Raw genomic sequence first — 25,634 nt, forward strand, 5'->3', positions numbered from 1 at the left:
CATTATTGTCATCCTGAATCAAGTTCAGGATGACGCTGGTGTCCAACGCAAATCCTGTAAGTTAAAACCAAGTTCCAAGTCAGTCTTTAATGAGGCCAATTCACGGCAAAGAAGGGCGTGCTCTTCATTTCCTTTAATCTTCTTTTTGTACTTATCCGCTAGGTCTTCATCAGCAAAGGCTTGCTCTAGGTTTTTATTGTCAGTGAGTATCTCGCGAGCGGCTTTAGGGCCAATGCCCGGAATACCGCTCAAGCCAGTACCACTAATGCCAGTAAGTCCCCAGTAATCACTCAATTGAGAAACCTCTACTGCAAATTCTTTTTCTACAAAGGCTTGATCCAGCCAGCGATGCTGGAAGTAATCTCTGATGCGTAAGGATGGAGAAAGCAGCTGACAGTAACCTTTATCAGTAGATATGATAGTGACTTGATGCTGTTGGCTTGCCAATTTTGCTGCAAGGGTTGCCACTAGGTCGTCCGCTTCATCTCCATCAGAGAGTAGTGAATCGATGCCTAGCTCCCACCACGCTTGCTGAATTGAATCTAACCCTAAGGCAAGAGCCTCTGGCATTGGCTTGCGATTTTGTTTGTATTCAGGAAAACGCTCTTCTCGCCACCCACGCACTTGTTGGTGATGGTCAAATACCGCAATGATATGACTCGGTTCAGTTTCGCTTAGAATGCGCTTTAGGGTGCGGGTGGTGGTTTCTATAGTCCTCTGGATATCCGTTTCGTCAGGCTGCGCAGAATGCACTCGGCGAATGAGGTTTAAAGCATCAATGATAACCAGATGTATAGACATAAAAACAAACTAAAAAGGGGCCGTAGCCCCATTGTAACTAAAATTAGATTAAGAGTTTAACCTTAATCGGAGGTTTGTACTCTATAGCAAGGGGTATATTCCGAACCCGGAAGCTTCATCCGCTGCTGCTTAACAAAATCCCCTAAAAGTGTGTCCATTTTCTTCATTAGTTCTTTATCGCCATCAATAATGAAAGGGCCTTTTTCTTCAATTTCTTGGATGCCCTCGGCTTTAACGTTTCCTGCTACGACTCCAGAGAAAGCTCTGCGTAGGTTCGCGGCGAGTATTTCAGGGGGCTGATCCATGTGCAGATCTAGGTTGTGCATATTCTCATGGTTTGGCTCAAACGGCATTTGGAATTCAGGCTCAATATGCAGTGACCAGTTGTAGCTGTAGGCATCCTCATTTTCTTTGCGTTGCTGTTTGACAGCAGGCATGGCCTCTTTGACAATACGAGCCGCCTTTGCTGGGTCATCAATAACAATCTGATAGTATTTCTGCGCTTTTTCGCCAAGGGTATCGCGAATGAAGTTATCGATAGAAAGGAAGTAGGCCTCACTTTCTTTTGGCCCAGTTAAAACGATAGGCAGTGGTTGCCCCTGGTTTTTTGGGTGCATCATAATACCCAACACATACAGTAACTCTTCCGCCGTACCGGGCCCGCCAGGAAATATCACAATGCCATGCGCGATACGAACAAATGCCTCAAGACGTTTTTCGATATCGGGCATGATGATCAGTTCGTTCACTATTGGATTCGGAGGCTCTGCGGCAATGATAGAGGGTTCGGTTAGGCCAATGTAGCGTGATTGTTTGTGTCTTTGCTTTGCGTGACCAATAGCTGCGCCCTTCATTGGTCCTTCCATTGCGCCCGGTCCACAGCCTGTGCAAATGTTCAGTTCCCGAAGCCCTAATTCGTGCCCTACAAGGCGTGTATATTGATATTCTGTTTCGTTGATAGAGTGACCACCCCAGCACACGACAAGATTCGGTTCGATGCCCGGAATCAACACCTTAGCGTTGCGTAGGATGCCAAATACTAGGTTGGTTACATGCACTGAATTGTCTAATTTTAGTTTTTCGTTTTGTGCCATATACATGTGAACAAACACAATATCTCTGAGTACGGCAAATAAGTGCTCTTGAATACCCTTGATGATAGTGCCGTCGACAAAAGCATGCTCTGGGGCATTACTCAGTTCGAGTTTAATGCCACGCTCTCGCCTAAGAACATTCACATCAAATGATTGGTATTGCTCCAGGAGTTTCTTGCTATCGTCGGTGTGACTGCCAGAATTCAGTACCGCAAGAGTACAATTTCGATACAGGTTGTAGATATCACTTGAAGCGGTCTTTTTGAGACGTTCAACTTCAAGCTGAGAGAGGAGATCCATGCTACCTGCAGGATTGATTGTCGTAATCATAACTGCTCCTTATTAGTGACACTAAGCTCTGATAAATGAGAGAAGCTTAGCGGTGGGCTGGTGAATAAGCCCACATTTTATACGCAGCGAAACGGACATTGATGTAATGAACCGAATGTTGAGTCTAACCTTAACAGTAGATGTCAGACTAACAATTGCAATAAAAATTCGACTAAAATTAGTAGCTTAAAAGATCGTTAGATTGAATTTTGAGCGTCCTCATATTTGGGTAGCTGTTCTAAAGCTTGAGTTAAACTGTCTTCGTGGCATGAAGAATGGACTTTTATTAAGCCGTTTCGAATGGCATTCAAAATAGAACGACGCATATCATCTTGAGCAAAGCACGCCGCTGGTGCTAGAGGAATTGCCGTAAACGATACCCATTGGCTTGCTTGTTCAAGTTGCACCACTGAATCACAAATATCAGAGGCTAATAATAGAAGATCAATCAAGTCTTCATCATTAATAGCGGTATAGGCTCGTGGTAAGAACGGGTAATCGGCAATGCTTACACCAAACATGCGATTGACCTCATATTGGGTTTCAAAACTATCAATAACCTGTTGGAACCGACTAAACAAAAGATCTGGCTGATGCAATTTCTCTGGATTTGGTTCGATGTACAAGAATGAACTATCTGATAAATGATACAGACGGGTTCCTTCTTTGAGGTGGTTTCTGATGTGGTCACCAAAGGCTTTCTCTGTTGCCCTTCCTGCTTTATAGCCATGTTTGGCATAGATATCGAAGATCATTGGCACATTAATCAAAGCGAACTTCAAACGATCATTTAAAGGTTCATCAATGAGCTGTCCAAATCGCCATTGCTCATAGCTAGTTACGGACTTGTTGAGAGAGGTAGGCAGCTTTCTGCTCAACATTCTCATGTTACGTAGGCCAGAGCGAGGGTGCGTGTATAGCTCCTGACTCAGCTCTGCAATGATCTTATGTTTACGCCCTAGACGGCGTGAATTTAGTACGACTAAAAAGAACAGTATGGTACTCGCCACACCTAACACTAAGGTTAGTGTTTTTGACTTATCGTAATCAACACTAAGATCACTCAGTTCATCTACTTGGTCCTTGTAGTGTAAGGACTGCTCAATAGAAGCAACTTGATTGAGGAATGTTCGGCTGATCAGTTCATCTTTTTGTTCGAGATTGATAGCTGTAAGCCTATTGTATTCTTCAAGGTAAGTTAGTGAGTCTTTGTCTTTGTTGACGGACTTAGTCACGCGATGTAATAGCGATAAGGCTTTTAACTGAATGGCTTGATCACCCATTTTTTGCGCTTTTTCTAACGCTTCTTTACCTAGCTTTTCAGCTTGTTTAGGTTCATTTTGCAAGAAGTCTAGTTTTGCTGTTAGCAGTGTCGATTTCACTCTTTGTGCTTTGATATCTGTATAGTCGAGTAACTCTGTTGCTCGGTTTAGATAGCGCTCTGCTAGAGTGAAATTAAACAGGTTTAGATAGGTTTCTGTTAGCTTTAGTCTCAAGTCTATAATGCTTTCCAGATCCTTCTCTGCCAGTTCCTGATCTAGCACGTTAAAGTAGTGAACCAAAGCAAGGTTATAACGACCTTGAATAAAATAGACATCCGCTAGTTTGCGCAAAACAGTCGCAAAGAGAGGTGATTGGTCGTAGTTTCCGTAATAGCTCGCTGCTTGAGATAAGTGCTCTTGGGCTTTTGAATATATCTGGCGCTCGAAATAGAGATCAGCCAAAAGGTGATTGGCACGGGCGATATATTGAGCGTTGTCCTTACCAATGGCTAACCAGTAGCTTTCAATTAACTCTTTTAATGCTGAGTTTAAGCGATGGGCTTTCAAGTAGTGCTGACCAAGTTGAAGGCTCGCTTCGAGACTTTGCTGGTAACTAGGCAGTTCCTTTGCATATTTTTTTGCACGTAAAAAGCTATTTTCAGCTTTTTCGTTTTCGCCAATATCTGAATAGACTTTGGCATGCACTAAACTCAGTTCATACTCAAGTCTATCCTTGGTTAAGCCTTCAATATGCGATGACTGCATTATCTCTTCGATTTGTGCAAGAGGGGCCTCAATTTTACGAAGGTCTTCGGTCATTCTCCATAATAAGCTCGTTTTTAACACGCGAGATTCAATCTCTCGCACGATCAAGTGATTAGCGACAGAGATTGAGATACTTTGCTCTAAGCTAGACAGTGATGAACGGTAATTGCCAAGAATAAAATCAGCGATGCCTATAGTTTGATACGCATGAATTTGATTGGTTGCCTTTGCAATCGGTGTCATTTTTCGTTTGACTGCATTGGTTGAGAAATCTTCTTCATTTCTCAGGTTACCTTGATTATTAAGATAAACCTTAGCCTTATTTTTTGATTGCAAAGGCGTAACGTGAACCAAGCGTCTGGCGTCAATTAGATCCTTTGTCAGGCTGTTGGTGGCCTCACTCGCGATTGTTGGTAATGCAAAAACAATGACCAACAGGGTGAATAGGGGGAGGGTGAATAACCTGAGCAAAGAAGCCATCATTATTGTCTCGCTAAACGCAAAGTGCTGTCTGGAGCGTTCGATACACTGTTTAAACTGGTACGATAAGGGTTGATATCTAGACCACCACGACGCGTATAACGAGCATAAACAGACAAGGACTGCGGTTGGCAAAAGTGGGTGATATCTGTGAAAATGCGTTCTACACACTGTTCATGAAATTCGTTGTGCTCTCTAAAAGAAACTAGGTAGCGCAGCAGAAACTCTTGGTTAATTTTCTTACCGCTGTAGCAAATCTCAACACTTCCCCAGTCTGGTTGGTTGGTAATTAAGCAATTAGATTTTAGAAGGTGGCTGTGTAATACCTCATCCACAAACTCTTCAGATACGCTTCCTATAAGATAGTCAGTGCTGAATTCATACTCGGTAATTGAGATATCTTGATCGTCAATGCAGGTACCTTGCATGTCGACAATGGGCTGTTGATTGAAGTCTTGAACTCGACTTAAAATCACTGAAACTTCGCCCCCTGCGCAAGCGGATAAATCTCGAACTAGTTGCTGCTGCACTGCATCCCAACTATTAAATTTCGTTTGATTATAGCTGTTTAGGTACAACTTAAAGGACTTAGATTCAATTAAGTTCGGAGAGCTAGCCGGTATTGAAACCTCGCCAACAGCTACTTGTGGCAAACCATTGGCATTGAGCCAAGATAACTCGTACAAGGTCCAAATATCTTGCCCTTTAAACGGCAATGTATCACCAAGCTCCAGATCATCTCGGTTGAGGCTTCTAGGTACAGCCTGTAACAACTCTGGATCATAGAGAGAGGCGTATTGCGTTTTTTGTCCCAGGGTTAGCCCGGCAAGCTCTTTTGCGTCTGAATATTTGCTCATTTTACACTGCGTTATAGAGTAGAATGTTAGGAATTTTACTGAATAGATACTTCGATGTCATCAACGGAACGCCTGTAGGGTTATTTATGTCCAATTCAATCGCCAATGCGCTTAACTCAATTCATCAACAGTACCTGCAAACCTTTGAGCAAGAGTACGGCACACTACCGACTAGTTCAGAGCTAGTCGGTGTTGCTTCTCCATGTATTCAAGATAGCAAATCAGGAGAGGTATATTGGAAGCCATTTCAACGCGAAGAGCGTGCCGACTTTACCAATGTGGAACAGGGGATTGAACTGTTATTACATTCTGATATTAAAGAATTCTATGGCAGCCACTATAGTGCTGATTTGACCATGAGTTGGAAAGGCAAGCCTCTTACGTTGCTGCAAGTGTGGAGCGATGAAGATTTCGTGCGCCTGCAAGAAAACATACTCGGCCACTTGGTCACTCAGCGTCGCTTAAAGCTAAAACCAACGGTGTTTATCGCAGCTATTGATTCAGACCTTGATGTTATCTCTGTATGTAATATTAGCGGTAATGTGGTGCTGGAATCTTTAGGTACCAACAAGCGTGAAGTGCTTGCGGAAAGCTTGCTAGAGTTTTTGCAACAACTGGATATAGAGGTTTAGCATGTTTGTCTGTGAATTGCAGTTCGAGTGCTATGACAACACTACATTTACCGCGGTTGAAAAATCCATTAATGGTTTAATGGAGGCATTGCGCTTCAATGGCCAAGTATTAGGTCGGGAGTTCCCTCTTGCTATCGACGGTGCGACGTTTAATCTACGTTGTGTTTGCCCAGAAAAAGACAGCTTGCATCCCAAAAATCACTCGGACTTTGTGCGATTTTCTATGGTAAAGCTGTCTGAAGCGGGGTTACTTGCGCCTAAGCTGAGAGTATTAGGGCAGGACCTTAATTCAGAAGAAACATGCACAGAGGATGCCCCTAGTTGGCAGATTCTCTATACCACCTATGTACACACTTGTTCGCCATTAAGAAGTGGTGATTCATTCATGCCGATTCCTTTATATCGTAATCCACCCACACTGAATGGCGATCATAAATCCATTGTTAAATGGCAAACGGAGTGGCAGGCGTGTGATGAACTGCAGATGGCGGGCGGGTGCAAGGCTGAACATGCGGCCTTGCGTGAATTAAACTCGGTCGATAGTGATATTTATCGCAGGGGTTGGGACTTACGCGGACGCATCGAGTACATCACCAAGATACCGACCTATTATTATCTTTATCAAGTGGGAGGCGAAAGCCTGAAGCAAGAACAACAACGCCAATGTCCTAAGTGTGGTGGTGAGTGGTTATTAGATGAACCTCTGCATGATATGTTCCACTTCAAATGTGATTCGTGTCGGTTGTTGTCAAACATTTCTTGGGACCACTTGAAGTAACGCGCTTTTAAGTAGTGAACCTAAATCTAATCCTTTGGAAAAAGAATGATTTCTAAAAACCAATTAAAACTTATTCGAGCTCTAGGCCAAAAGAAACAGCGCAAGGCACAGGGATTATTCCTCGTTCAAGGGGAGAAAAATGTCCTTGAATTAAGTAACAGCCAACTCACGGTTAAGAGTGTTTTTGCAACCTCTGATTTCTTGTCAGAAAATAGTCAGTCACTGAAAGGCTTTGAGTGCGTAGAGGCAACGCTTGATGAATTGACCAAAGCGAGCACTTTGGTCAGTAACAATGCTGCTATTGCGATCGTTGAAATCCCAACAGTAGATGTGCCAAAGGCTGAAGGACTGATGATTGCCCTAGATGGCGTATCAGATCCTGGTAATCTGGGTACCATTATCCGCGTAGCAGATTGGTACGGCATCAAGCATATTGTTGCAAGTATGGATTGTGCGGATCCTTATAATCCTAAGACGATCAGTGCGACGATGGGAAGCTTTGGGCGTGTTTTTGTTAATCAGTTAGATCTACCTAGTTACCTAGAACAAGCCGACCTACCAGTATATGGTGCGTTTCTGGAAGGGGAGAGTGTTCACAAGAAAGCTTTTTTAGCGGACGGCATCTTACTGATGGGCAGTGAGTCTCATGGTGTTCGTGAAGAGGCTGCAAAATTTGTGACTGATAAGGTGACTATTCCTGCTTTTGGTGGTGCAGAGTCTCTGAATGTTGCGATGGCAACAGGCATTATCTTAGATAACCTTCGCCGTCAGCATAGTTAATTAAATCTAGCCAACACGGGAGTTACCTCTCTAGCATATCCAACTTGTTAGGCACGCCATTCCATTTTTCTGCATCTGGCAGGGCGGGCTTAACTTCAGTAATGTTTGGCCATTCTTCAGCGAGTTCTTCGTTCAGCTGAATAAAAACTGCTTGGTCTGGGGCAAGTTCATCTTCCTGAAAGATAGCAGCAGCATCACATTCTGGTACACAAAGGCCGCAATCAATGCAGTCAATTGGGCTTATCACCATAAAATTAGGCCCTTCATAAAATGCGTCCGCAGGGCATACCGCCACACAATCGGTGTATTTACATTTTATACAGTTATCGGTTACGACAAACGCCATGGTGATGAACTCTCATTAGTCTATTTTCGGATGGGCGATGATACGGATACCAAACAAAAACACAATATTTGTCCTTTAAAATATTCAAGGGATTATATTTTTGTTTGTCACGCTTACCGCCTAGTTTAGCACTCCCACCAAAAAGTTAATTGTCTCGAGATAAGGTTAATTAATATGACAGTTCTCTCAAGTTAACGTAAAATCCCCGCCATTGTGAGCAAGTGTGAGTGAATATTCGCCGATTTATGGTTGGCTCTATTCGCATTATCCTTTAGCTAAGACACCTACTACGAGATATCGACATGATACGTTTGACCGAAATTAAGCTTCCTTTAGACCATAAGGAAGAAGCTATTCAAGCTGCAATAGCGAAAAAGCTGGGCATCACTTCTGAGGAGGTGCTTTCTTTTAGTATGTTTAAACGTGGCTACGATGCTCGTAAAAAATCAAAGATCCTACTGATTTATACTCTTGATGTCGAAGTAGCAAACCAAACGCAATTGCTTGAAGCGTTTACTGATGATCCGCATGTCCGCGAAACTCCAGATATGGAGTATAAATTCGTGGCACAAGCTCCTGAGAACTACACCGAACGTCCAGTTGTGGTTGGATTTGGTCCTTGTGGTTTGTTCGCAGCGCTAGTATTGGCGCAAATGGGCTTTAAGCCTATTGTGGTTGAGCGAGGAAAGGAAGTTCGTGAGCGTACTAAAGACACCTTCGGTTTTTGGCGCAAGCGTAACCTGAACCCAGAATCAAACGTGCAGTTTGGTGAAGGCGGAGCAGGAACCTTTTCTGACGGTAAACTATATAGCCAAATCAAAGATCCTAAGTTTTATAGCCGTAAGGTGATAAACGAGTTTGTTGATGCAGGTGCACCGGCTGAAATTAAGTATGTGAGTAAGCCACATATTGGTACCTTCAAGCTAGTGACGATGATCGAGAAAATGCGAGCAACGATCATTGAGTTGGGTGGTGAGATTCGCTTTAGTACACGCGTTGATGACCTACATATGGAAGATGGCCAATTAACAGGCTTAACACTGTCTAATGGTGAGGTTATTAAGTCTCGCCACGTCGTTTTAGCTGTGGGCCATAGCGCGCGTGATACTTTTGAGATGCTGCACGAACGTGGTGTTTACATGGAGGCAAAACCATTCTCTGTTGGCTTCCGCATCGAGCATAAACAATCCATGATTGATGAGGCTCGTTTTGGTAAAAACGCAGGCAACCCAATCCTTGGCGCAGCAGATTACAAATTGGTACACCATTGTAAGAACGGACGCACAGTTTACAGTTTCTGTATGTGCCCTGGTGGCACTGTGGTAGCAGCAACCTCTGAAGAAGGACGTGTAGTGACCAACGGCATGAGTCAGTACTCACGCGCAGAGCGTAATGCCAATAGTGCTATTGTGGTGGGGATTTCTCCAGAACAAGATTACCCAGGTGATGCGTTGGCAGGTATTCGTCTGCAACGTGAGCTAGAGTCTGGTGCATTTAAACTTGGTGGTGAGACCTACGATGCTCCTGCGCAAAAGATTGGTGATTTCTTGAAAGGTCGTGATCCAAGCGCATTAGGTGAGGTTGAGCCTTCATTTACGCCTGGCATCAAGTTAACGGATGTGTCTAAGGCGCTGCCAGATTACGCGATTGAAGCGATTCGTGAAGCCATCCCAGCCTTTGATAAGAAAATTAAGGGCTTTGCAACCGAAGATGGCCTGCTAACTGGTGTGGAAACACGTACCTCTTCACCACTGTGTATCAAACGCGGTAAAGACTACCAAAGTATTAACCTGAAGGGCTTTTTCCCTGCGGGTGAAGGGGCTGGCTACGCTGGTGGTATCCTGTCTGCAGGCATCGATGGTATCAAGGTAGCTGAGGCGTTAGCTCTGTCGATTGTGGCTGAGTCTGAAAGCAAGTAACCCTGCTGTGCGGTTCTGTTGCTATGAGCAACAGAACCGTTGTATCAATTTTACCGCTCTACTTCTTTGCGCGCGCTAAAATCCTATCTAGCGCATTGGCAAAGTCCCTTCTATCAGTCTGTGACAATGCACTTGGACCACCAGTTTGTACGCCTGATGAGCGCATGGTGTCCATGAAGTCACGTACGTTAAGGCGGGCCTTAATGTTTTCTTTGGTGAATAACTCCCCACGACTGCTTAGCGCCTGTCCACCCTTGGTGATCACTTCATCAGCAAGAGGGATATCAGAGGTAATCACCAAATCGTTCGCTTCCACGCGCAGCGCTATCTCATCATCTGCAATATCGAAGCCTTGGCTGACTTGCATGAAGCGAATGGTATTGCGTTTTGGCAGGGGAACAGGATGATTAGCAACGAAGATACATTCGATTCCTGTTCTCTCAGAGGCACGTACCAAGGTTTCTCTAATGACCTTTGGACACGCATCTGCATCTACCCAAATCTTCATTGTTGCTTACCTTCTAGTGCTTCTATACGGCGAGTGAGTTCGATGATCTTATTCTCTAGTGCTTCGATCTTTGAATCAGAATTTTCGCTAGCAACGGCGACTTCGATCTTAGGAACACGCTTGGTGCTTTTCCAGTTCTTGATAGCAGCTATAAGCGCTGGCATAGGAACCTTGCTACCAAGGCGTGCTTTGACAAGAGCCATGGTAGGTTCTTTACCTTCAGATTCAAGGGCTTGGAAGATTTGATTTAATTCGTCGGTAACTTCTTTAGTTAGCATAGTATTAGTTTTTATTTAACGATTTATCGTCATCCTATCTAAATCGCTATCATGAGTATACTGCAACTTATCATCGCAGGATTAACCATGCCTATTATGAGCGACCCCGACAAGACTTGTTTGGCAGAGAGGCTAATAGAGAAGCTTGGTTTTACACAAGCTTTCAAACACTATGATGCGCATGGTGCTTATTCTCTATATTGCTTCGTGAATTAGATGCGATGAGGGTCTGTGTGAAAATGCGCGACCCGCAGTCCTACCATGGTTAACCTACCTTGATAGCAATCATCACCTAAGGCTGAAAACTCAAAAGCAAACACAGTGTGCCAGCCCCATTTTCCGTCGGGGCGGCGTATTCTATGCGACCCAGAAGAAATGCTGACAATTTGCAGATCCAGTTTTTTACAGTGTCGTATGATGGCAACCTTAGCAAGCTCTGCTTGGCGTCTGTGTTGCCAAAACAGAGTAAGAAAAATAGCTAACCCGAGTATGGCAAGCAGGTTGTCCATCTATCTCTGCCCCTTAGTACTACTTTGTAAGGCAATTAATGCCTTGGCCAATTCTTGTGACGGTGCTTGGTGTAGCATTGGTAATATCACCATGCGAAGTTTGGGCTGCATTACAAGGTCTGAAAATAGTTGATTGAATAGCGCTTGGTTATTGGTTTGTGCCAGTCGGATCAAGAATTGCTCAGCAAGCGAACTTTGCTGTAATGGCTCCCAACAACGACCCGCGATGGCGATCAATACTTCTTGATGGCAATACTTATTCTTTGACAAAATAGCAGTCACAAGTGACGTCAGTTTATTCCCTTTGTTTCCTGATAGTGCGCGAGCGAGCGCAGACAGTAGGAATAGATCACCCTCAGAGTGATTCAACTGGTCCAGCGCTAGATCATATAATCGAGTGGCGAGAGAGTCACTGATCTCGCAGTGCTCTAGAGCCCCTAATAAGGCGTATAGAGGCTGAGTCGGCAATTGCGTCAGGCTTTTTTTCAGCATTAACTCATTGTCCGATTCTTTTAGGCGTGCACAAATATCAGTGATTCCTTGCAGGCCGACAGTTTGCCAATTATTCCAGCCTAAATCACCCTTAAAATAGGTCAAAGCATGGGCGTAATATTGGCTTGGCGACAGTTCTAACTCCGCACTGACTTGGCTGTTAAATACCGCTAATTTGTCTTCTTTTGGCTTGAAGGTGTACGGGTTGCTAGCCAATTGCTCTTGCACTTCTTCATTCAGTTCTTTTTGCAGTCTGGAACCCATTGCCTCGAGGACAAACTTAATAAAGTTGCCTATATCGGCTGAGTTTAATAAACCGCGTTCATCTAGGTCGAACTTAAGAAACCAAATCCAAGGCTGTTTTTGTTCGTTCCAATAGGTGATGGCAAATTGGGCCTGACGCTGAATAGGGTAAGGGTAAGCTTGTCGGCCTAGTTCAATACTTTCGAATTCATCGTTAGGGATCAGTTCGATACGGCGACCTAAGTCATGTACCTTAAATTGACAATCGCTGTCTCGTAAAATCTGTGTCAGTGTCGAAATATTTTCCATTTGCCTACATCTAAATAACCCATACTCTCCCTATAACATGGTAATCTTGCGCCGAATTTCAAGAGTAAGAAGAGAAATAGCTTGAATACAGTTCACCAAAAGATGCTGAAACTACTCATCGATACGGAATACACTCTTAAACAATCTGGTTTATGGGAAGCCAATAGGCCTTCAACAGAGGCGCTATTGAGCTCACAACCGTTTGCAGTGGATAGCCTTCACCCGGAGCAATGGCTGCAGTGGATCTTTATTCCCAAAATGCAACAGATTGTAAGCCTGCAGCACGCCTTACCTGTCAAATTGGCTATTTCTCCGTACTTCGAACAGATGTGTCAGGGTAAGCCTGAATGGGTAAAGGTAATTAAAGTGCTGAAAGAGATTGATGAGGTATGTGCATAATGTTGGAGATTATTTATCAGGACGAATTTATCGTTGCAGTCAATAAGCCTGCAGGGATGTTAGTACATCGCTCTTGGCTAGATAAACATGAAACACAATTTGTCATGCAGACACTGCGTGACCAGATTGGTCAGCATGTGTTTCCTTTGCACCGTCTTGATCGCCCTACTTCTGGTGTTCTTGTCTTTGCTCTATCTAGTGAAGTCGCCTCACAGATGATGCCTATGTTTGCTGAGCATCAAATGCAGAAAACCTATCATGCGATTGTGCGCGGCTGGATTGAAGAAGGTGACCGTCTGGATTACGCCTTAAAAGTAGAACTGGATAAAATTGCAGATAAATTTGCGGATAAAGATAAAGAAGCGCAACAAGCGATAACAGATTACCGCCCTTTAGCTAAGGTTGAAGTGCCTTTCTCTACGGGGCGCTTTCCTACTTCTCGATATTGCTTGATGGAGCTTCAGCCTCTGACAGGACGAAAGCATCAGCTGCGTCGACATATGAAGCACTTGCGTCATCCTATTGTTGGTGATACCACTCATGGGGATGGCAAACACAATCGCTTGTTTAAAGAAAATTTAGCCAGTGATCGCTTGCTTTTGCATGCATCAAGACTTGAGTTTGAGCATCCATTTACCGGTGTACAGTTAGTGCTTGAGGCTAGATTTGATGAAACGTGGCGACAGCTCATTGAGCGTTTTGAATGGCTAGAGGCATTTGACGGCGAGTAAGCCTCTTAGAACAGAAAAGCTCATACATAGGTATGAGCTTTGTATAGTAGGGCTATTATTTTAGCTTTTCTAGATCGGCTTCAATTTCTGCAATTTTTCCCGAAACTACTTTTTCTAAGTGGCGCAAATCGGACAGTATCTTTTGCTTCACGTCGACATCTTGAGATTTAACGGGTTTAGTCAGAGTATTTAGCTCATCAATAACCAAAGTCAGATTGCGATTAATCTCTGTTTTGTTTCTGTATTGCCCGCTACCATCATCGATAAGTACACTTTTTACCTGCCTTGGGTACTTAAACTTTACGCTCTTTGCGAATAACTCACCTTTTTGCTTTTTAAAGTAGATCTTAAGAACATCTTTATGAGCTTCTTGGCGAAGTGAGTAGCGGTCAATTTGCTTTGTTTCGTGAATTCCCAACCCGGTTAGGTGTGGATACATAGGCACCTCTGCAATCAAATTTGGTGAACTTCTTAATAATACCCATTGCAGTAAATAATGGCTTACCTTAGTTCGTTAAAATACTCGATAACAACGTTATAACTCTTGATTGTAGAAGAACTACTTGTCAAAAAATGCTGCTTTGTTATCTAGCGTTTTCCCTGCACTATTTCTGATCACTTATTTACTGTGATTGGTATAAAAGCTCTGCGAATATAGCTTTTCATTCCTAATTGTAAATCTAGCAGGGAATCAGGTGCTTAGATAGCGAGATCCCCTTTAACCCTGCTTTCATTCACACTTTAGACTCTAACTGGGTGCCAGTTCAGATAAGTTTTCAATTAGCTTTTGACGCAAGGTTTCTTGAAGCGCAAGGTCCAACTTTTTTCCCTCTGGAGAAGTGATGATAAACAAATCTTCAGCTCGCTCGCCAATGGTTGTGATTTTGGCTGAATGGAGGTGCAAATCCATTTCGGCAAAGGTGGCTCCCACTGCAGCTAAAAGTCCAGGGGTGTCTAATGCAACTAGCTCCATTAGCGTTTGCTTTGCGTTCTTGGTCTCAATGAATTCAGTTCGCGTTTTTACTTTAAAGTGAACGAGGTTTCTCGGCGTGCGTCGTATCTTAATTTTAGTCAAACGTCCGTCTTTGATGACATGTTGTAGATGTTTGATAACCGCCTCGTGTCTGCGCTCTTCAATAGGTTGGTTGTTTTGGTCTAACACAATAAAGGTGTCGAGAATATACCCATCACGGCTAACCATAACTTGAGCGTCGTAGACGTTGAAGTTTCGTCTGTCTAACTCAGCCACCACACTGGCAAAGAGTACCGGTTGGTCCTTGGTATAGACAAATAGCTCAGAGCCACCGCGAGTAGGCTGCGGGTTAATCAACACCAATGGTGCATCAGGGTCTTCTTGCTTAAGGATTGCTTGAGCGTGCCATGCAAGTTGCTGTGGTGTATGACGCAGGAAATAGTCCGCCTTAAAGCGTTGCCATAGCACCTCAATTTCACGTGGCGTAAAACCTTGGCTGCGAAGCACGGCAGAAGCTTGTTGTTGATTGTGTCTAATTCTATCTCTGACATCGACTGGGTTTTCCAGACCACGACGCAAGGCTCTTTGTGTGGAGTAGAATAGCTCAGTTAAAAGTGAGCGCTTCCAGCTGTTCCAAAGCTCAGGGTTGGTAGCGCAAATATCGGCAACGGTCAGGCAAACAAGAAACTCTAAATACTCTTCAGTTTTTACTTTTTTTGCAAACTCCGCGATAACATCAGGGTCTTGAATATCGCGCTTCTGTGCGGTTACGGACATCAATAAGTGGTTTCTTACTAGCCATGCAACCAGTTTGGCCTCAGGTTTAGAGAGGTCGTGCTCAATACAGAAATCGTACGCTTCTTTTTCGCCAATCACTGAGTGATCGCCACCTCTACCTTTACCTATGTCGTGGAAAATGGCAGCAATCGTGAGGAGTTCTGGTTTCTGAATTCGAGGTAGTACCTCACAACAAATAGGGTGTCTTTCTCTGTTTTTGGCAAAGCTAAACTTATTGATATGCTTTAGTAGTCGCATACTATGTTCATCCACGGTGTAGACATGGAATAAATCAAACTGCATTTGCCCGACAATCTGACTCCATTGTGGAAGGTAAGCAGAGAGTACGCCGAGCTGGTGCATTAGCCTAAATGCCTTGGTGAGTGCATTAGGGTGTCGCACCAATATCATGAATTTTTCACGCGCTTCAGGAATGGTATGTAAAAATCGATTAAGTCGTCGTCTAGCGGTTCTCAATTGACGCAGTGTAGGAGGCGAGACACCGGTAATCGTAGAGTCATTCGCGATATGAATAAACATATCTAAGATGGTATCGGGACGAGCCTGAAATAGAGCGGGTTTTCTCGCTTCAATAAGGTGGCCTCGACGCTGAAAGTCATCATTGATGATCTCTGCAGGGATTAATCTACCTTGGTTTAATATCGCCTGATCAAATAGCTTGAGCAACATTTTATTGAGCTCAATAATACGGCGAAGGGTTCGGTAGAACTCTTTCATCATACGTTCTACGGGCTGGTTTCTTTCTCCCGTAAAACCGAGGTTTTCCGCAACTTTTGCCTGATAAGCGAAAGAGAGGCGGTTATCATAGCGCTTTAATTCAATATGCAGCGCGAATCGGATTTGCCAAAGAAAGTTCTGACACTCTTGCAGTTCACGGTACTCGGCATCGGTAAGAAACCCATGATGACTCATCTCTAATAACGAGGTGGCGCCAAAGTGGCGTCTTGCAACCCAACTAAGGGTGTGAATGTCACGTAAACCGCCAGGGCTGGATTTTATGTCTGGCTCTAAGTTATAGCCCGTATCGTGGTAGCGAGCATGTCGTTCTTTTTGCTCTTCTAGCTTGGCTCGATAAAACGTTTCACTGGGCCAAAATTCATCAGAATCGATTTCATTTCTTAAGTTTTGAAAACAATCTTGGCTGCCACAAATCAGGCGAGACTCTTGAAGGTTTGTCGCGACAGTCAGGTCTTCCCTTGCAACCTGTAGGCACTCTTTGACACTTCGTACGCTGTGTCCTACCTCTAGCCTTAGATCCCAAAGCAAGGTGACAAATTCACTGATCTTTGGAACCCACTCTTCCTTGAGGGTTCGCTTAGACAGGATAAGAATATCGATATCAGAGAGTGGGTGAAGCTCACTGCGTCCGTAACCACCAACAGCGACTAAGCATACCCCCTCGACCTGATGAAATCCGAAATGTTTCCACAGTCGCTCTAATAGAGCGTCCATGAAGTCACTGCGCTCTTTGACTAAGTCGGTTACAGGTTGACGTTCAAAGAAGGAGCGTTTCTGCTGTTCGCTAAAATCTTGCAATAGAGTTCGCAGGGTTTGAATATCAAGCTGATCATTAGGGAGCTTGATGGGAGAGAGGGCATTTAGGTTTGGCACGCACTAAATCCTTGTATGCATTGAGTTCACTACCTTTGATATTTCCCTATTTTGTGAATGATAGCAAGGCAAACCTTGCTCAGTTACACAGTAATACATTGATAAAATTAAGAAAAAGCCAATATATTCAGTTACTTTATCTATGTTGTTCTAGTCTAAAGGAGCAGGGATTATAGATATGAGGGCAGGATGAAAAGGCGTTTTTCGATAAAATTTACGGTAATTAGCTTATTTATTATCACAACGTGCCTTACCGCCATCGTTGCTATAGGTTTGCAGTACTACTTTAGCAAGCAGCAAGCGCTCATTAGTGCTCAACATAAATATAAAGATGTTGCTGAAGTGGTTAGCCGAGAGGTCAAGAGTCTAGATACTGTATTTAGCACACTCACACTATTGCTGTCAGGCTTAGAGCAGGATTTCGAAAGGTTTGACGAAAACGTGATTGCAAGGGATGCGTTTGCTCGATTAATGCAAAACGATAACTTGTTTTATAGTGCTTATATAGCAAGAGATAATGGACATTTTTATCAGCTCATCAATTTGGATTCGGCTTTAGAACTACGCCAAGACCTAAATGCGATAGCATCGGATCGCTGGGTATTGATTGAAGTCCATTCTCTGGAGAAAAATAAAACAACGTCATATTTTACTAAAGATTTTCAACTTAGAGATCAGGTTACTGAGGGCAGCAAATTTAATGCTGTACGCAGGCCTTGGTTTTTAGGAGCTCAAAATAATAAGATTTACAAAACAGAGCCGTATTTGTTCCATAACATTCAAGTTAGTGGTCAAACTTATGCCTCTAAAATCCCTAATTCAGCATACGGTAGTGTACTCGGCATAGACGTGATGGCTGAGACACTTTCTGCGAGAATTAAGGCTCGATTGGGTGATTCAATCAATCAGTTGAGTGCAGACTTCCATGTCTATGATGCAACCGGAGCGTTAAAGGCATCATCAAATGATCGAAAGCTACTTCCTCTCCCTAAAGTCACCCCTTTAGTACTTACGGCTGAACAGAAAAGTTTTGTTGATTCAGCAGGTAGCATTGAAGTATCCAGTCAAACTGATTGGCCCCCCCTAGATTTTGCTGTGCGAGGCGCCCCTGCTGGGTATTTTGTGGATGTTATGAGAATAATTTCTTTGAAAACGGGGGTTAGCTTTAAGTTTATCAATGGCGTTAGCTGGTCCGAACTGGTTGAAGAGTTTAGACAGGGAGACATTGATATTCTTTCTCCTGTTGCTGACAACGTTTTCAATAGACAGGCTGGAGAGCTTAGCTTACCTCTTGCAACGTTTGATTTTGGCGTAACTGTATTTGGTGATTCACACAGCCAGCTTAACCAATTGTCAGGTAAGAAACTCGGCATCTTAAAAGGTTGGTCAATTATTGAGGACATAGAAGTCAATCATCCAGACATACAAATCATTGAGCTAGATAACTTATACACGGGGCTACTGTCCTTATACAGCGGTGAGGTTGATGCTGTCATTGACTTGCAAGTGATTTTAGAAAGTACAATCAAGCAACATTTTTTTAAAGGGCTGACCACACGTGTTGTGGATTCAAAAAAAGAATTGAATTCAGCGAATACCTTTCACATGGCTACGAAGAATATTTCTCCGGAAGTAAGAGTCATACTCAATTTAGCAATTGAGAGCTTTTCTGATGATGAAGTCCAGTTTCTTCAAGAAAAATGGTTTTCGAAAAATAGCCCAAGTGGCGTAGTGCCGTACGAGTTTCTAATTGACGCGACTAAAGATGAAAGCTTGCGTGATGCCTTACATCAGTTTGAAGCCGATGGGAAAAATCACTATGCGTATATTCGACAAATCGACCTGTTCGAAAAAGGCGAAGAATATATGAGCATTACGATTCCGGTGGAGTCTTTGTTAGATGCGGCATTGAGCAATGTTGTTTCTGCGACTCTAGGCTCCGCAGCCTTGTTAGCGCTGTTAATACCATTGGCAAGAGTGTTTTCGCGCCCGATAGTTGTTCCGATATTGGCGTTAATTGAAGAAACAAAAAAGGTAAGGGGGCGTCAATACGCTAGTGTAAATCCCGTATCATCAAGAATCATTGAAATCCATCAGCTATCAGAATCTATAAGTACGACGGCAAACGAATTGTCGAAATATGAGCAACAACAACAAGAATTTGTCGATGCTTTTATTAAACTGATTGCGCAAGCCATTGATGATAAATCTCCTTACACGGCTGGACATTGTAATCGCGTTCCTGAGCTTGCCATTATGCTGGTGGAGCATGCAGAGAAAGCCAGTGATGGCACATTTGCTGATTTTCAATTTGCCACTGACGCCCAGCGACGCGAATTTCGAATAGCTGCTTGGCTGCATGATTGCGGCAAGATCACTACCCCTGAGCACATTGTCGATAAAGGCTCAAAACTAGAAGCGAATTACAATAGAATTCATGAGATTCGTACTCGATTTGAGGTAATGATTCGAGATCAAATCATCGCTTTCTATCAACAACAATCACCAGACATCGACCCCGATTTAGATGAAGCGCTGCAAGCGGATATTGAGCAACTAAAGCTTGAATTTGCCGATGTCGCAAAAGCGAATGTTGGTGGTGAATTTATGGAGGACGCTTCGGTTGAGAGAATCAAGCAGATCGCAACTCGCAGTTGGACTCGTTACTTGGATGACCAAATTGGTTTATCGCCGGAAGAACAGCGCCGACTTGAAGCGCGTGGAATTCGCTCTGTAACGCCGGCAAAGGAATCGTTACTCGCAGACAAAGAAGAGCATCTATTTAAGCATCCTTCATTAATTGAATATGATCCTAGTTATGAGATTAAAATGAAAGTGCCTGAGCTTTTGGCAAATCAAGGTGAGGTTTACAATCTGACCGTCCGCAAAGGGACATTGACTGAAGAAGATAGATTTAAGATTAACGAGCACATCATAAGTACTATCAAGATGCTCGAAAGGATGCCGTTCCCAGACGATTTGTCTAAGGTCCCCCGTTATGCCTCTACGCATCATGAAACGATGAAGGGGACGGGTTACCCAAGGCAACTAAAGGGAGAGGCGCTGAGTATACCTGAGCGGATCATGGCTTTAGCGGATGTATTTGAAGCTCTGACAGCTGCAGATAGACCTTATAAAACCGCAAAAAAATTGAGTGAATCGTTAAAAATTATGAAATTTATGGTGTTAGATGAACACTTAGATCGAGACACATATCGATTGTTCTTAAGTAGTGAAACGTATCTTGTATATGCTGAAAAATACTTAGAACCAGAGCAGATTGATGAGGTTAACATCGAGGAATATTGGGTGTAGGGGCTATGAGCGAAAGCATTAAGCGATGAGGGACATCAATCGCAAGATGTGATTACTTCCACAAGAAAAAAGCCAGCATAATGCTGGCTCTTGTTTGTTACTTGTTTATCATAACGCGAGGTATTGATTCTTCACTACGCAGAGTCAGAACTTCACAACCGTCTTTGGTCACGACGATCGTATGCTCCCACTGCGCTGAGTTTTTGCCATCACCAGTGTATACAGTCCAATCATCGTTCGCATCGATACTACAGCCAAATTTGCCTGCATTAATCATTGGTTCGATGGTAAAGCACATACCTTCTTTTAGTACGCGACGATCAAAGTTTTTGTAGTGCACTACTTGTGGTTCTTCGTGGAATTCATTGCCAATACCATGACCGCAGAAATCTTTCACAATAGAGAACTTGTTGCGAGGGTTCTTTTTGTTGTTCTCTTTGATGTGTTTTTCGATAACGGTACCAATTTGGCCTACGGTCGCGCCAGGTTTAACTTGCTTCATACCTAGATAAAGCGCTTCTTGAGCTACCATGCAAAGACGCTTGTCGCTTGGGCTTACATCGCCAATCAAGAACATCTTAGAGGTATCACCATGATAGCCTTGAGGGCGGGTGCTAAGATCTGCGTTTTCATCGTCTGGAATAATAACAGTAATATCGATATTCACGATGTCACCGCTCTTTAGTACCGCTGGTTTCTTTTGGCCATTGCTGCCAACTGCATCTTCTGCAGCTGGGATACCATGGCAGACGATATGGTTGATTGAAGTACAGATAGACTTAGGAAACCCGTGATAATCAAGCGGAGCAGAATACGCACCGTTTTCTAGGGTAAATTCGTGACAGATTTTGTTCAGTTCTTCCGTAGACACCCCTTCTTTTACGTATGGGGCTATCATCTCTAAAACGTCGGCTGCTAATTTGCCGGCAACGCGCATTTTTTCGATTTCTGCTTCAGTTTTGATTTTTATCGACATGCTGTACTCAGTTAACTCTTGCTTCAATTTTCTTTATTCTAACAACACTGGGCACGCTCGCAAATGAAAATAAAACTCAAGTAGGGACGTCTTTCGTCTCTTAAGTGAAATAAACGTGATATTTCTGGTAATCGAGGCTGAAAATATGGTATAAACCGCGCCGAGATAGATTCCATTATCTTCCTATTTTGAATAGGGCGAAGTGGTTTTCTATGTCACTAACTTAATTTTACTTAAATCACACACATTTCGTCACATGTTTCGGGGTGCTCCAGTTTGCTAATGCAAACAAGAGGGAGTCGAAACCATGGGGAATGTGGAGGCCTAACCCCAATTTAGAGGATTTTAAAATGGCAACTGTATCAATGCGCGATATGCTTAAAGCTGGTGTTCACTTCGGTCACCAGACTCGTTACTGGAACCCAAAAATGAAGCCATTCATCTTTGGTGCTCGTAACAAAGTTCATATCATCAACTTAGAAAAAACTGTACCTATGTTCAACGAAGCTCTAACTGAGCTTGCTAAAGTTGGCGAGAAAAAAGGTAAAGTTCTTTTCGTTGGTACTAAACGCGCTGCATCTGAAGCTGTTAAAGAAGCTGCTATCGCAAGCAACCAATTCTACGTTAACAACCGCTGGTTAGGCGGTATGCTAACAAACTACAAAACTGTTCGTCAGTCTATCAAGCGTCTAAAAGAACTTGAAGCTCAAGCTCAAGACGGTACTTTTGAGAAACTAACTAAGAAAGAAGCTCTAATGCGTACTCGCGAAATGGAGAAGCTAGAGAAATCTCTTGGTGGTATCAAAGACATGGGCGGCCTACCAGACGCTCTATTCGTAATCGACGCTGATCACGAGCACATCGCAGTTAAAGAAGCGAACAACCTAGGTATCCCTGTATACGCTGTTGTAGATACTAACTCTGATCCAGACGGTGTTGATTACATCATCCCTGGTAACGACGATGCAATCCGCGCGGTACAGCTTTACCTAAACGCTGCAGCACTATCTGTGACTGAAGGTCGTAACAAAGACGTTGCTACTGCTGCTGACAAAGACGGTTTCGTAGAAGAAGCTGAGTAATAGCGGTTCCAAGTCACACTTAGTTGTTTGCCGGGAAACCGAACAGCAGATAAACTAAGTGCTAGTATGCATCAGGGGCCCCAATTTAGGCCCCTGAATTTTACCTTTTGAATCAACTTGAGGATTAGAGAATGGCTGTAACTGCTGCTCTAGTAAAAGAACTGCGCGACCGCACTGGCGCAGGTATGATGGACTGTAAGAAAGCTCTTACTGCTACTGACGGTGACATCGAACAAGCAATTGAAAACATGCGTAAATCTGGCGCTGCTAAAGCTGCTAAAAAAGCAGGCAATGTAGCTGCTGAAGGCGCGATCATTGTTAAAGATGCAAACGGCGTTGCTGTTCTTCTTGAAGTTAACTGCCAAACTGACTTCGTTGCTAAAGATGCAAACTTCACTGCATTCGCTAACGAAGTAGCTGACGCTGCTCTAGCATCAAAAGCTTCTGTTGAAGAGCTACAAGCACAATTCGAAGAAATTCGTATTGCACTAGTTGCTAAAATCGGTGAAAACATTAACATCCGTCGCGTACAGTACGTTGAAGGTGCTGAAATCGCTTCTTACCGTCACGGTGAGAAAATCGGTGTTGTTGTTGCTGGTGAAGGCGATGCAGAAACACTTAAGCACGTTGCTATGCACGTTGCTGCTTCTCGTCCAGACTTCCTTAACCCTTCAGACGTACCTGCTGAAGTAGTTGAGAAAGAAAAAGCGGTTCAAGTTGAAATCGCTATGAACGAAGGCAAACCTGCTGAGATCGCAGAGAAGATGGTTATCGGCCGTATGAAGAAATTCACTGGCGAAATCTCTCTAACGGGTCAAGCGTTCGTAATGGAACCAAAGAAATCTGTTGGTGAAGTTCTTAAAGAGCGTAACTCTTCAGTAACTGGCTTTGTTCGTCTAGAAGTTGGTGAAGGCATCGAAAAAGCAGCAGAAATGAGTTTTGCTGATGAAGTAGCTGCAGTTCAAAAAGGTTAATCATTAGCCTTAGCGAATACCAAAAAGACCGTGGCAATTGCTACGGTCTTTTTACGAATAAACGTTTAAGTCTAGCCGTTGAGAATAGTGACTTGTAATGAACTTTTAGCTTTCAGCTTAAAGCTATTATCCGAGTCTCCATCCTCAACTGTTAATCGATAACTCTCTTAGAAGGTATACTTCATGACTACAAATCCTAAACCAGCATATCAGCGTATCCTGTTAAAACTGAGTGGTGAGGCTCTTCAAGGCGAAGAAGGCTTTGGTATCGACCCAACTATCCTAGAGCGTATGGCTCAGGAAGTGAAAGAGTTAGTTGAGCTTGGTGTAGAAGTAGGTGTCGTTATCGGTGGTGGTAACTTGTTCCGTGGTGCTGGTCTTGCAGAAGCAGGTATGAACCGCGTAGTGGGTGACCATATGGGTATGCTAGCAACAGTGATGAATGGCCTAGCAATGCGTGATGCACTGCACCGTGCATACGTTAATGCGCGCGTAATGTCAGCAATCCAACTTAAAGGTGTGTGTGACGATTACAACTGGGCAGATGCTATCCGTGAACTTCGCCAAGGTCGTGTAGTAATTTTCTCTGCAGGAACAGGTAACCCATTCTTCACAACGGATTCTGCTGCTTGTCTTCGTGGTATCGAGATCGAAGCGGATCTAGTACTTAAAGCAACAAAAGTTGACGGCGTATACAATGCTGACCCAGCAAAGAACCCAGACGCTGAACTTTACAGTAAGTTATCGTACAATGAAGTACTAGATAAAGAGCTTAAGGTTATGGATCTAGCTGCGTTCACATTGGCACGCGACCACAACATGCCAATTCGCGTATTTAATATGAACAAGCCAGGCGCACTTCGTCGCGTGGTGATGGGTGAAGCTGAAGGTACTCTTATCAGCAACGCTGAATAATCGCCCAAGCACAACTTAGGTAGGTCATTAGGCCTCGACAATTTCAAAGGTGAAATCGTGATTAACGAAATCAAACAAGACGCGCAACAGCGCATGGAAAAAAGCGTTGAAGCGCTAAAGAACACTCTTTCAAAGGTGCGTACAGGTCGTGCTCACCCAAGCCTTCTATCTGGTCTTTCAGTTGAGTATTACGGTGCTCCAACGCCTCTTAATCAAGTAGCAAACGTTGTTGCTGAAGATGCGCGTACTCTAGCAATCACTGTATTTGACAGGGAGCTGGCACCTAAGGTTGAGAAAGCTATCATGCAATCTGACCTTGGCCTAAACCCAATGTCTGCGGGTACGGTTATCCGAGTACCACTTCCACCGCTTACAGAAGAACGTCGTAAAGATCTCGTTAAGATCGTTCGTGGTGAAGCAGAAGGCGCTCGTGTTGCTATCCGTAACATCCGTCGTGATGCAAACAGCGATTTTAAATCTCTTCTTAAAGATAAAGAAATCTCTGAAGATGAAGATCGTAAAGCACAAGACGAGATTCAAAAGCTAACTGATGTTGCAGTTAAGAACGTTGATGATGTTCTAGCATCAAAAGAAAAAGAATTGATGGAAGTTTAATTAAACTGGCTATCGATTGACTACTCAAACGCTGCACCCTACAGTGCAGCGTTTTTTTCTGCTATTATCTCCCTCCTGTTAAATGTACTTAATCTTTTTATGTCTGACACTTCTGTAACATCAAGCGCTCTTCCTCAGCACATTGCTATCATCATGGATGGCAACGGACGCTGGGCAAAATCACGTGGTAAGCCAAGAGTTTATGGCCACAAGAAAGGAGTGGGTGCAGTACGTAAGACGATAACTGCCGCAGCGAAACTTGGTGTGAAGTCAGTGACCTTATTTGCATTTAGTAGTGAGAATTGGCGTCGTCCAGAGGAAGAAGTCAGTCTTCTAATGGAGCTATTTATCACTTTGCTCACCACTGAAGTGAAGCGTTTACATAAAAACGATCTTAAACTGAGAATTATTGGTGACAAAAGTGGCTTTAACTCTCGTTTACAGAAAAAAATAGCGGAAGCAGAAGAACTGACACAAGATAATACAGGTTTAGTGATCAACGTTGCTGCCAACTATGGTGGCAAATGGGATATCACTCAGGCCACTAAACGCATTGCTGAGAAGGCGTTGCGTGGTGAGATTCAGCCTGCGGATATTACAGAGCAGCTCATCTCACAAGAAGTGTGCCTAGCGGATTTGCCTGAAGTTGATCTATTGATTCGTACTAGTGGTGAATCACGCCTAAGTAACTTTTTACTATGGCAAGTAGCTTATGCAGAGTTTTACTTCTGCGAAAAGCACTGGCCAGACTTTGACGAAGACGGTTTAGCCGAAGCTATCTCTTGGTATGTCAATCGCGAGCGTCGATTTGGCTGTACTGGAGAGCAGATCAAAGCACTCATGGAAAATAAATAAGGAAGTC

24 protein-coding genes are annotated in these 25,634 nt (G+C 43.6%); 12 read left to right on the forward strand and 12 right to left on the reverse strand.

Annotation, left to right across the window (positions count from 1 at the left end; all coding sequences use genetic code 11):
* Positions 1-24 precede the first annotated feature (24 nt).
* The 4 genes from xni to queF all read right to left on the reverse strand — a co-directional run bounded on the left by xni (position 25) and on the right by queF (position 5,589).
* Positions 25-801, reverse strand: a complete 777-nt coding sequence (gene xni / locus OCU48_RS03305) for a flap endonuclease Xni (RefSeq protein WP_141343702.1) — start codon at positions 799-801, stop codon at positions 25-27.
* Between the two features lie 62 nt (positions 802-863).
* A complete protein-coding gene (gene ppnN / locus OCU48_RS03310; protein ID WP_141343703.1) occupies positions 864-2,225 on the reverse strand; it encodes a nucleotide 5'-monophosphate nucleosidase PpnN in 1,362 nt (453 codons plus the stop codon).
* Between the two features lie 197 nt (positions 2,226-2,422).
* The gene (locus OCU48_RS03315) at positions 2,423-4,735 is read right to left on the reverse strand and encodes a tetratricopeptide repeat protein (protein ID WP_141343704.1); all 2,313 of its coding nucleotides are present in this window, start codon (positions 4,733-4,735) and stop codon (positions 2,423-2,425) included.
* Positions 4,735-5,589 carry an NADPH-dependent 7-cyano-7-deazaguanine reductase QueF gene (gene queF / locus OCU48_RS03320; RefSeq protein WP_141343705.1) on the reverse strand — a complete coding sequence of 285 codons (855 nt, stop codon included), beginning with the start codon at positions 5,587-5,589 and terminating at the stop codon, positions 4,735-4,737. The genes OCU48_RS03315 and queF overlap by 1 nt, the downstream gene beginning before the upstream one ends.
* Positions 5,590-5,675: 86 nt before the next feature.
* On the opposite strand from queF, the gene syd reads away from it, so the two are divergent.
* From syd to OCU48_RS03335, 3 genes are read left to right on the forward strand one after another with little or no spacing between them, the layout of a single operon-like run.
* The gene (gene syd / locus OCU48_RS03325; RefSeq protein WP_141343960.1) at positions 5,676-6,221 is read left to right on the forward strand and encodes a SecY-interacting protein; all 546 of its coding nucleotides are present in this window, start codon (positions 5,676-5,678) and stop codon (positions 6,219-6,221) included.
* Between the two features lies 1 nt (position 6,222).
* Positions 6,223-6,999, forward strand: a complete 777-nt coding sequence (locus tag OCU48_RS03330) for a Zn-ribbon-containing protein (RefSeq protein WP_141343706.1) — start codon at positions 6,223-6,225, stop codon at positions 6,997-6,999.
* A gap of 45 nt (positions 7,000-7,044) precedes the next feature.
* Complete coding sequence (locus OCU48_RS03335; RefSeq protein WP_141343707.1) at positions 7,045-7,779, forward strand: RNA methyltransferase; 735 nt, start codon at positions 7,045-7,047, stop codon at positions 7,777-7,779.
* A 22-nt stretch (positions 7,780-7,801) separates the two neighbouring features.
* Here OCU48_RS03335 and fdxA read toward each other — a convergent pair whose 3' ends face one another.
* Entirely contained in the window at positions 7,802-8,125 is a 324-nt protein-coding gene (gene fdxA, locus OCU48_RS03340; RefSeq protein ID WP_141343708.1) for a ferredoxin FdxA, read from the reverse strand.
* 302 nt (positions 8,126-8,427) lie between these two features.
* Between fdxA and OCU48_RS03345 the strand changes: the two genes are divergently transcribed.
* On the forward strand, positions 8,428-10,044 hold the full coding sequence (locus tag OCU48_RS03345; protein WP_141343709.1) for an NAD(P)/FAD-dependent oxidoreductase: 1,617 nt from the start codon (positions 8,428-8,430) through the stop codon (positions 10,042-10,044).
* A 58-nt stretch (positions 10,045-10,102) separates the two neighbouring features.
* Here OCU48_RS03345 and OCU48_RS03350 read toward each other — a convergent pair whose 3' ends face one another.
* The 4 genes from OCU48_RS03350 to OCU48_RS03365 all read right to left on the reverse strand — a co-directional run bounded on the left by OCU48_RS03350 (position 10,103) and on the right by OCU48_RS03365 (position 12,383).
* Positions 10,103-10,552 (reverse strand): YaiI/YqxD family protein, encoded by a 450-nt coding sequence (locus OCU48_RS03350; protein WP_141269479.1) that lies wholly within the window; start codon positions 10,550-10,552, stop codon positions 10,103-10,105.
* Entirely contained in the window at positions 10,549-10,830 is a 282-nt protein-coding gene (locus OCU48_RS03355) for a hypothetical protein (protein WP_141343710.1), read from the reverse strand. Before OCU48_RS03355 ends, OCU48_RS03350 begins: the two co-directional genes overlap by 4 nt.
* Before the next feature lie 212 nt (positions 10,831-11,042).
* Positions 11,043-11,339 (reverse strand): DUF3301 domain-containing protein, encoded by a 297-nt coding sequence (locus OCU48_RS03360; RefSeq protein WP_141343711.1) that lies wholly within the window; start codon positions 11,337-11,339, stop codon positions 11,043-11,045.
* Positions 11,340-12,383, reverse strand: coding sequence for a DUF3549 family protein (locus OCU48_RS03365; RefSeq protein WP_141343712.1), 1,044 nt, complete (start codon positions 12,381-12,383; stop codon positions 11,340-11,342).
* Positions 12,384-12,464: 81 nt separating this feature from the next.
* On the opposite strand from OCU48_RS03365, the gene OCU48_RS03370 reads away from it, so the two are divergent.
* Together OCU48_RS03370 and truC are read left to right on the forward strand one after the other, a co-directional pair.
* The gene (locus tag OCU48_RS03370) at positions 12,465-12,782 is read left to right on the forward strand and encodes a YqcC family protein (RefSeq protein ID WP_141343713.1); all 318 of its coding nucleotides are present in this window, start codon (positions 12,465-12,467) and stop codon (positions 12,780-12,782) included.
* Positions 12,773-13,513: a tRNA pseudouridine(65) synthase TruC gene (gene truC, locus OCU48_RS03375; protein WP_208727073.1), complete on the forward strand. Its 741-nt coding sequence runs from the start codon at positions 12,773-12,775 to the stop codon at positions 13,511-13,513. The genes OCU48_RS03370 and truC overlap by 10 nt, the downstream gene beginning before the upstream one ends.
* Before the next feature lie 55 nt (positions 13,514-13,568).
* Here the strand turns inward: truC and OCU48_RS03380 are convergent, their stop codons facing one another.
* Positions 13,569-13,952: a DUF3461 family protein gene (locus tag OCU48_RS03380; RefSeq protein WP_026012768.1), complete on the reverse strand. Its 384-nt coding sequence runs from the start codon at positions 13,950-13,952 to the stop codon at positions 13,569-13,571.
* A gap of 309 nt (positions 13,953-14,261) precedes the next feature.
* Complete coding sequence (glnD, locus tag OCU48_RS03385) at positions 14,262-16,868, reverse strand: bifunctional uridylyltransferase/uridylyl-removing protein GlnD (protein WP_371859067.1); 2,607 nt, start codon at positions 16,866-16,868, stop codon at positions 14,262-14,264.
* 216 nt (positions 16,869-17,084) lie between these two features.
* On the opposite strand from glnD, the gene OCU48_RS03390 reads away from it, so the two are divergent.
* Entirely contained in the window at positions 17,085-20,210 is a 3,126-nt protein-coding gene (locus tag OCU48_RS03390) for an HD domain-containing phosphohydrolase (RefSeq protein WP_141343716.1), read from the forward strand.
* A gap of 97 nt (positions 20,211-20,307) precedes the next feature.
* Here the strand turns inward: OCU48_RS03390 and map are convergent, their stop codons facing one another.
* Complete coding sequence (gene map / locus OCU48_RS03395) at positions 20,308-21,186, reverse strand: type I methionyl aminopeptidase (RefSeq protein ID WP_141343717.1); 879 nt, start codon at positions 21,184-21,186, stop codon at positions 20,308-20,310.
* A 350-nt stretch (positions 21,187-21,536) separates the two neighbouring features.
* Here map and rpsB point away from each other — a divergent pair, with 350 nt between their 5' ends.
* From rpsB to OCU48_RS03420, 5 genes are all read left to right on the forward strand, one after another.
* Positions 21,537-22,268, forward strand: coding sequence for a 30S ribosomal protein S2 (rpsB, locus tag OCU48_RS03400; protein WP_038133582.1), 732 nt, complete (start codon positions 21,537-21,539; stop codon positions 22,266-22,268).
* Between the two features lie 131 nt (positions 22,269-22,399).
* The gene (gene tsf / locus OCU48_RS03405) at positions 22,400-23,242 is read left to right on the forward strand and encodes a translation elongation factor Ts (RefSeq protein WP_141343718.1); all 843 of its coding nucleotides are present in this window, start codon (positions 22,400-22,402) and stop codon (positions 23,240-23,242) included.
* Positions 23,243-23,425: 183 nt separating this feature from the next.
* Positions 23,426-24,157: a UMP kinase gene (pyrH, locus tag OCU48_RS03410; protein ID WP_141343719.1), complete on the forward strand. Its 732-nt coding sequence runs from the start codon at positions 23,426-23,428 to the stop codon at positions 24,155-24,157.
* 57 nt (positions 24,158-24,214) lie between these two features.
* The gene (gene frr, locus OCU48_RS03415; RefSeq protein WP_017032657.1) at positions 24,215-24,772 is read left to right on the forward strand and encodes a ribosome recycling factor; all 558 of its coding nucleotides are present in this window, start codon (positions 24,215-24,217) and stop codon (positions 24,770-24,772) included.
* 99 nt (positions 24,773-24,871) lie between these two features.
* On the forward strand, positions 24,872-25,627 hold the full coding sequence (locus OCU48_RS03420) for an isoprenyl transferase (RefSeq protein WP_141343720.1): 756 nt from the start codon (positions 24,872-24,874) through the stop codon (positions 25,625-25,627).
* Positions 25,628-25,634 lie beyond the last annotated feature (7 nt).

Origin of the sequence: Vibrio inusitatus (assembly GCA_024346935.1) — a bacterium.
GTDB classification, from domain to species: Bacteria; Pseudomonadota; Gammaproteobacteria; order Enterobacterales; family Vibrionaceae; genus Vibrio; species Vibrio inusitatus.

What these genes read in the sequence shown, in the direction of transcription:
- xni (WP_141343702.1), bottom strand. Translation starts at nt 801, where the DNA reads ATGTCTATACATCTGGTTATCATTGATGCTTTAAACCTCATTCGCCGA.
- ppnN (WP_141343703.1), bottom strand. Translation starts at nt 2,225, where the DNA reads ATGATTACGACAATCAATCCTGCAGGTAGCATGGATCTCCTCTCTCAG.
- OCU48_RS03315 (WP_141343704.1), bottom strand. Translation starts at nt 4,735, where the DNA reads ATGATGGCTTCTTTGCTCAGGTTATTCACCCTCCCCCTATTCACCCTG.
- queF (WP_141343705.1), bottom strand. Translation starts at nt 5,589, where the DNA reads ATGAGCAAATATTCAGACGCAAAAGAGCTTGCCGGGCTAACCCTGGGA.
- syd (WP_141343960.1), top strand. Translation starts at nt 5,676, where the DNA reads ATGTCCAATTCAATCGCCAATGCGCTTAACTCAATTCATCAACAGTAC.
- OCU48_RS03330 (WP_141343706.1), top strand. Translation starts at nt 6,223, where the DNA reads ATGTTTGTCTGTGAATTGCAGTTCGAGTGCTATGACAACACTACATTT.
- OCU48_RS03335 (WP_141343707.1), top strand. Translation starts at nt 7,045, where the DNA reads ATGATTTCTAAAAACCAATTAAAACTTATTCGAGCTCTAGGCCAAAAG.
- fdxA (WP_141343708.1), bottom strand. Translation starts at nt 8,125, where the DNA reads ATGGCGTTTGTCGTAACCGATAACTGTATAAAATGTAAATACACCGAT.
- OCU48_RS03345 (WP_141343709.1), top strand. Translation starts at nt 8,428, where the DNA reads ATGATACGTTTGACCGAAATTAAGCTTCCTTTAGACCATAAGGAAGAA.
- OCU48_RS03350 (WP_141269479.1), bottom strand. Translation starts at nt 10,552, where the DNA reads ATGAAGATTTGGGTAGATGCAGATGCGTGTCCAAAGGTCATTAGAGAA.
- OCU48_RS03355 (WP_141343710.1), bottom strand. Translation starts at nt 10,830, where the DNA reads ATGCTAACTAAAGAAGTTACCGACGAATTAAATCAAATCTTCCAAGCC.
- OCU48_RS03360 (WP_141343711.1), bottom strand. Translation starts at nt 11,339, where the DNA reads ATGGACAACCTGCTTGCCATACTCGGGTTAGCTATTTTTCTTACTCTG.
- OCU48_RS03365 (WP_141343712.1), bottom strand. Translation starts at nt 12,383, where the DNA reads ATGGAAAATATTTCGACACTGACACAGATTTTACGAGACAGCGATTGT.
- truC (WP_208727073.1), top strand. Translation starts at nt 12,773, where the DNA reads ATGTGCATAATGTTGGAGATTATTTATCAGGACGAATTTATCGTTGCA.
- OCU48_RS03380 (WP_026012768.1), bottom strand. Translation starts at nt 13,952, where the DNA reads ATGTATCCACACCTAACCGGGTTGGGAATTCACGAAACAAAGCAAATT.
- OCU48_RS03390 (WP_141343716.1), top strand. Translation starts at nt 17,085, where the DNA reads ATGAAAAGGCGTTTTTCGATAAAATTTACGGTAATTAGCTTATTTATT.
- map (WP_141343717.1), bottom strand. Translation starts at nt 21,186, where the DNA reads ATGTCGATAAAAATCAAAACTGAAGCAGAAATCGAAAAAATGCGCGTT.
- rpsB (WP_038133582.1), top strand. Translation starts at nt 21,537, where the DNA reads ATGGCAACTGTATCAATGCGCGATATGCTTAAAGCTGGTGTTCACTTC.
- tsf (WP_141343718.1), top strand. Translation starts at nt 22,400, where the DNA reads ATGGCTGTAACTGCTGCTCTAGTAAAAGAACTGCGCGACCGCACTGGC.
- pyrH (WP_141343719.1), top strand. Translation starts at nt 23,426, where the DNA reads ATGACTACAAATCCTAAACCAGCATATCAGCGTATCCTGTTAAAACTG.
- OCU48_RS03420 (WP_141343720.1), top strand. Translation starts at nt 24,872, where the DNA reads ATGTCTGACACTTCTGTAACATCAAGCGCTCTTCCTCAGCACATTGCT.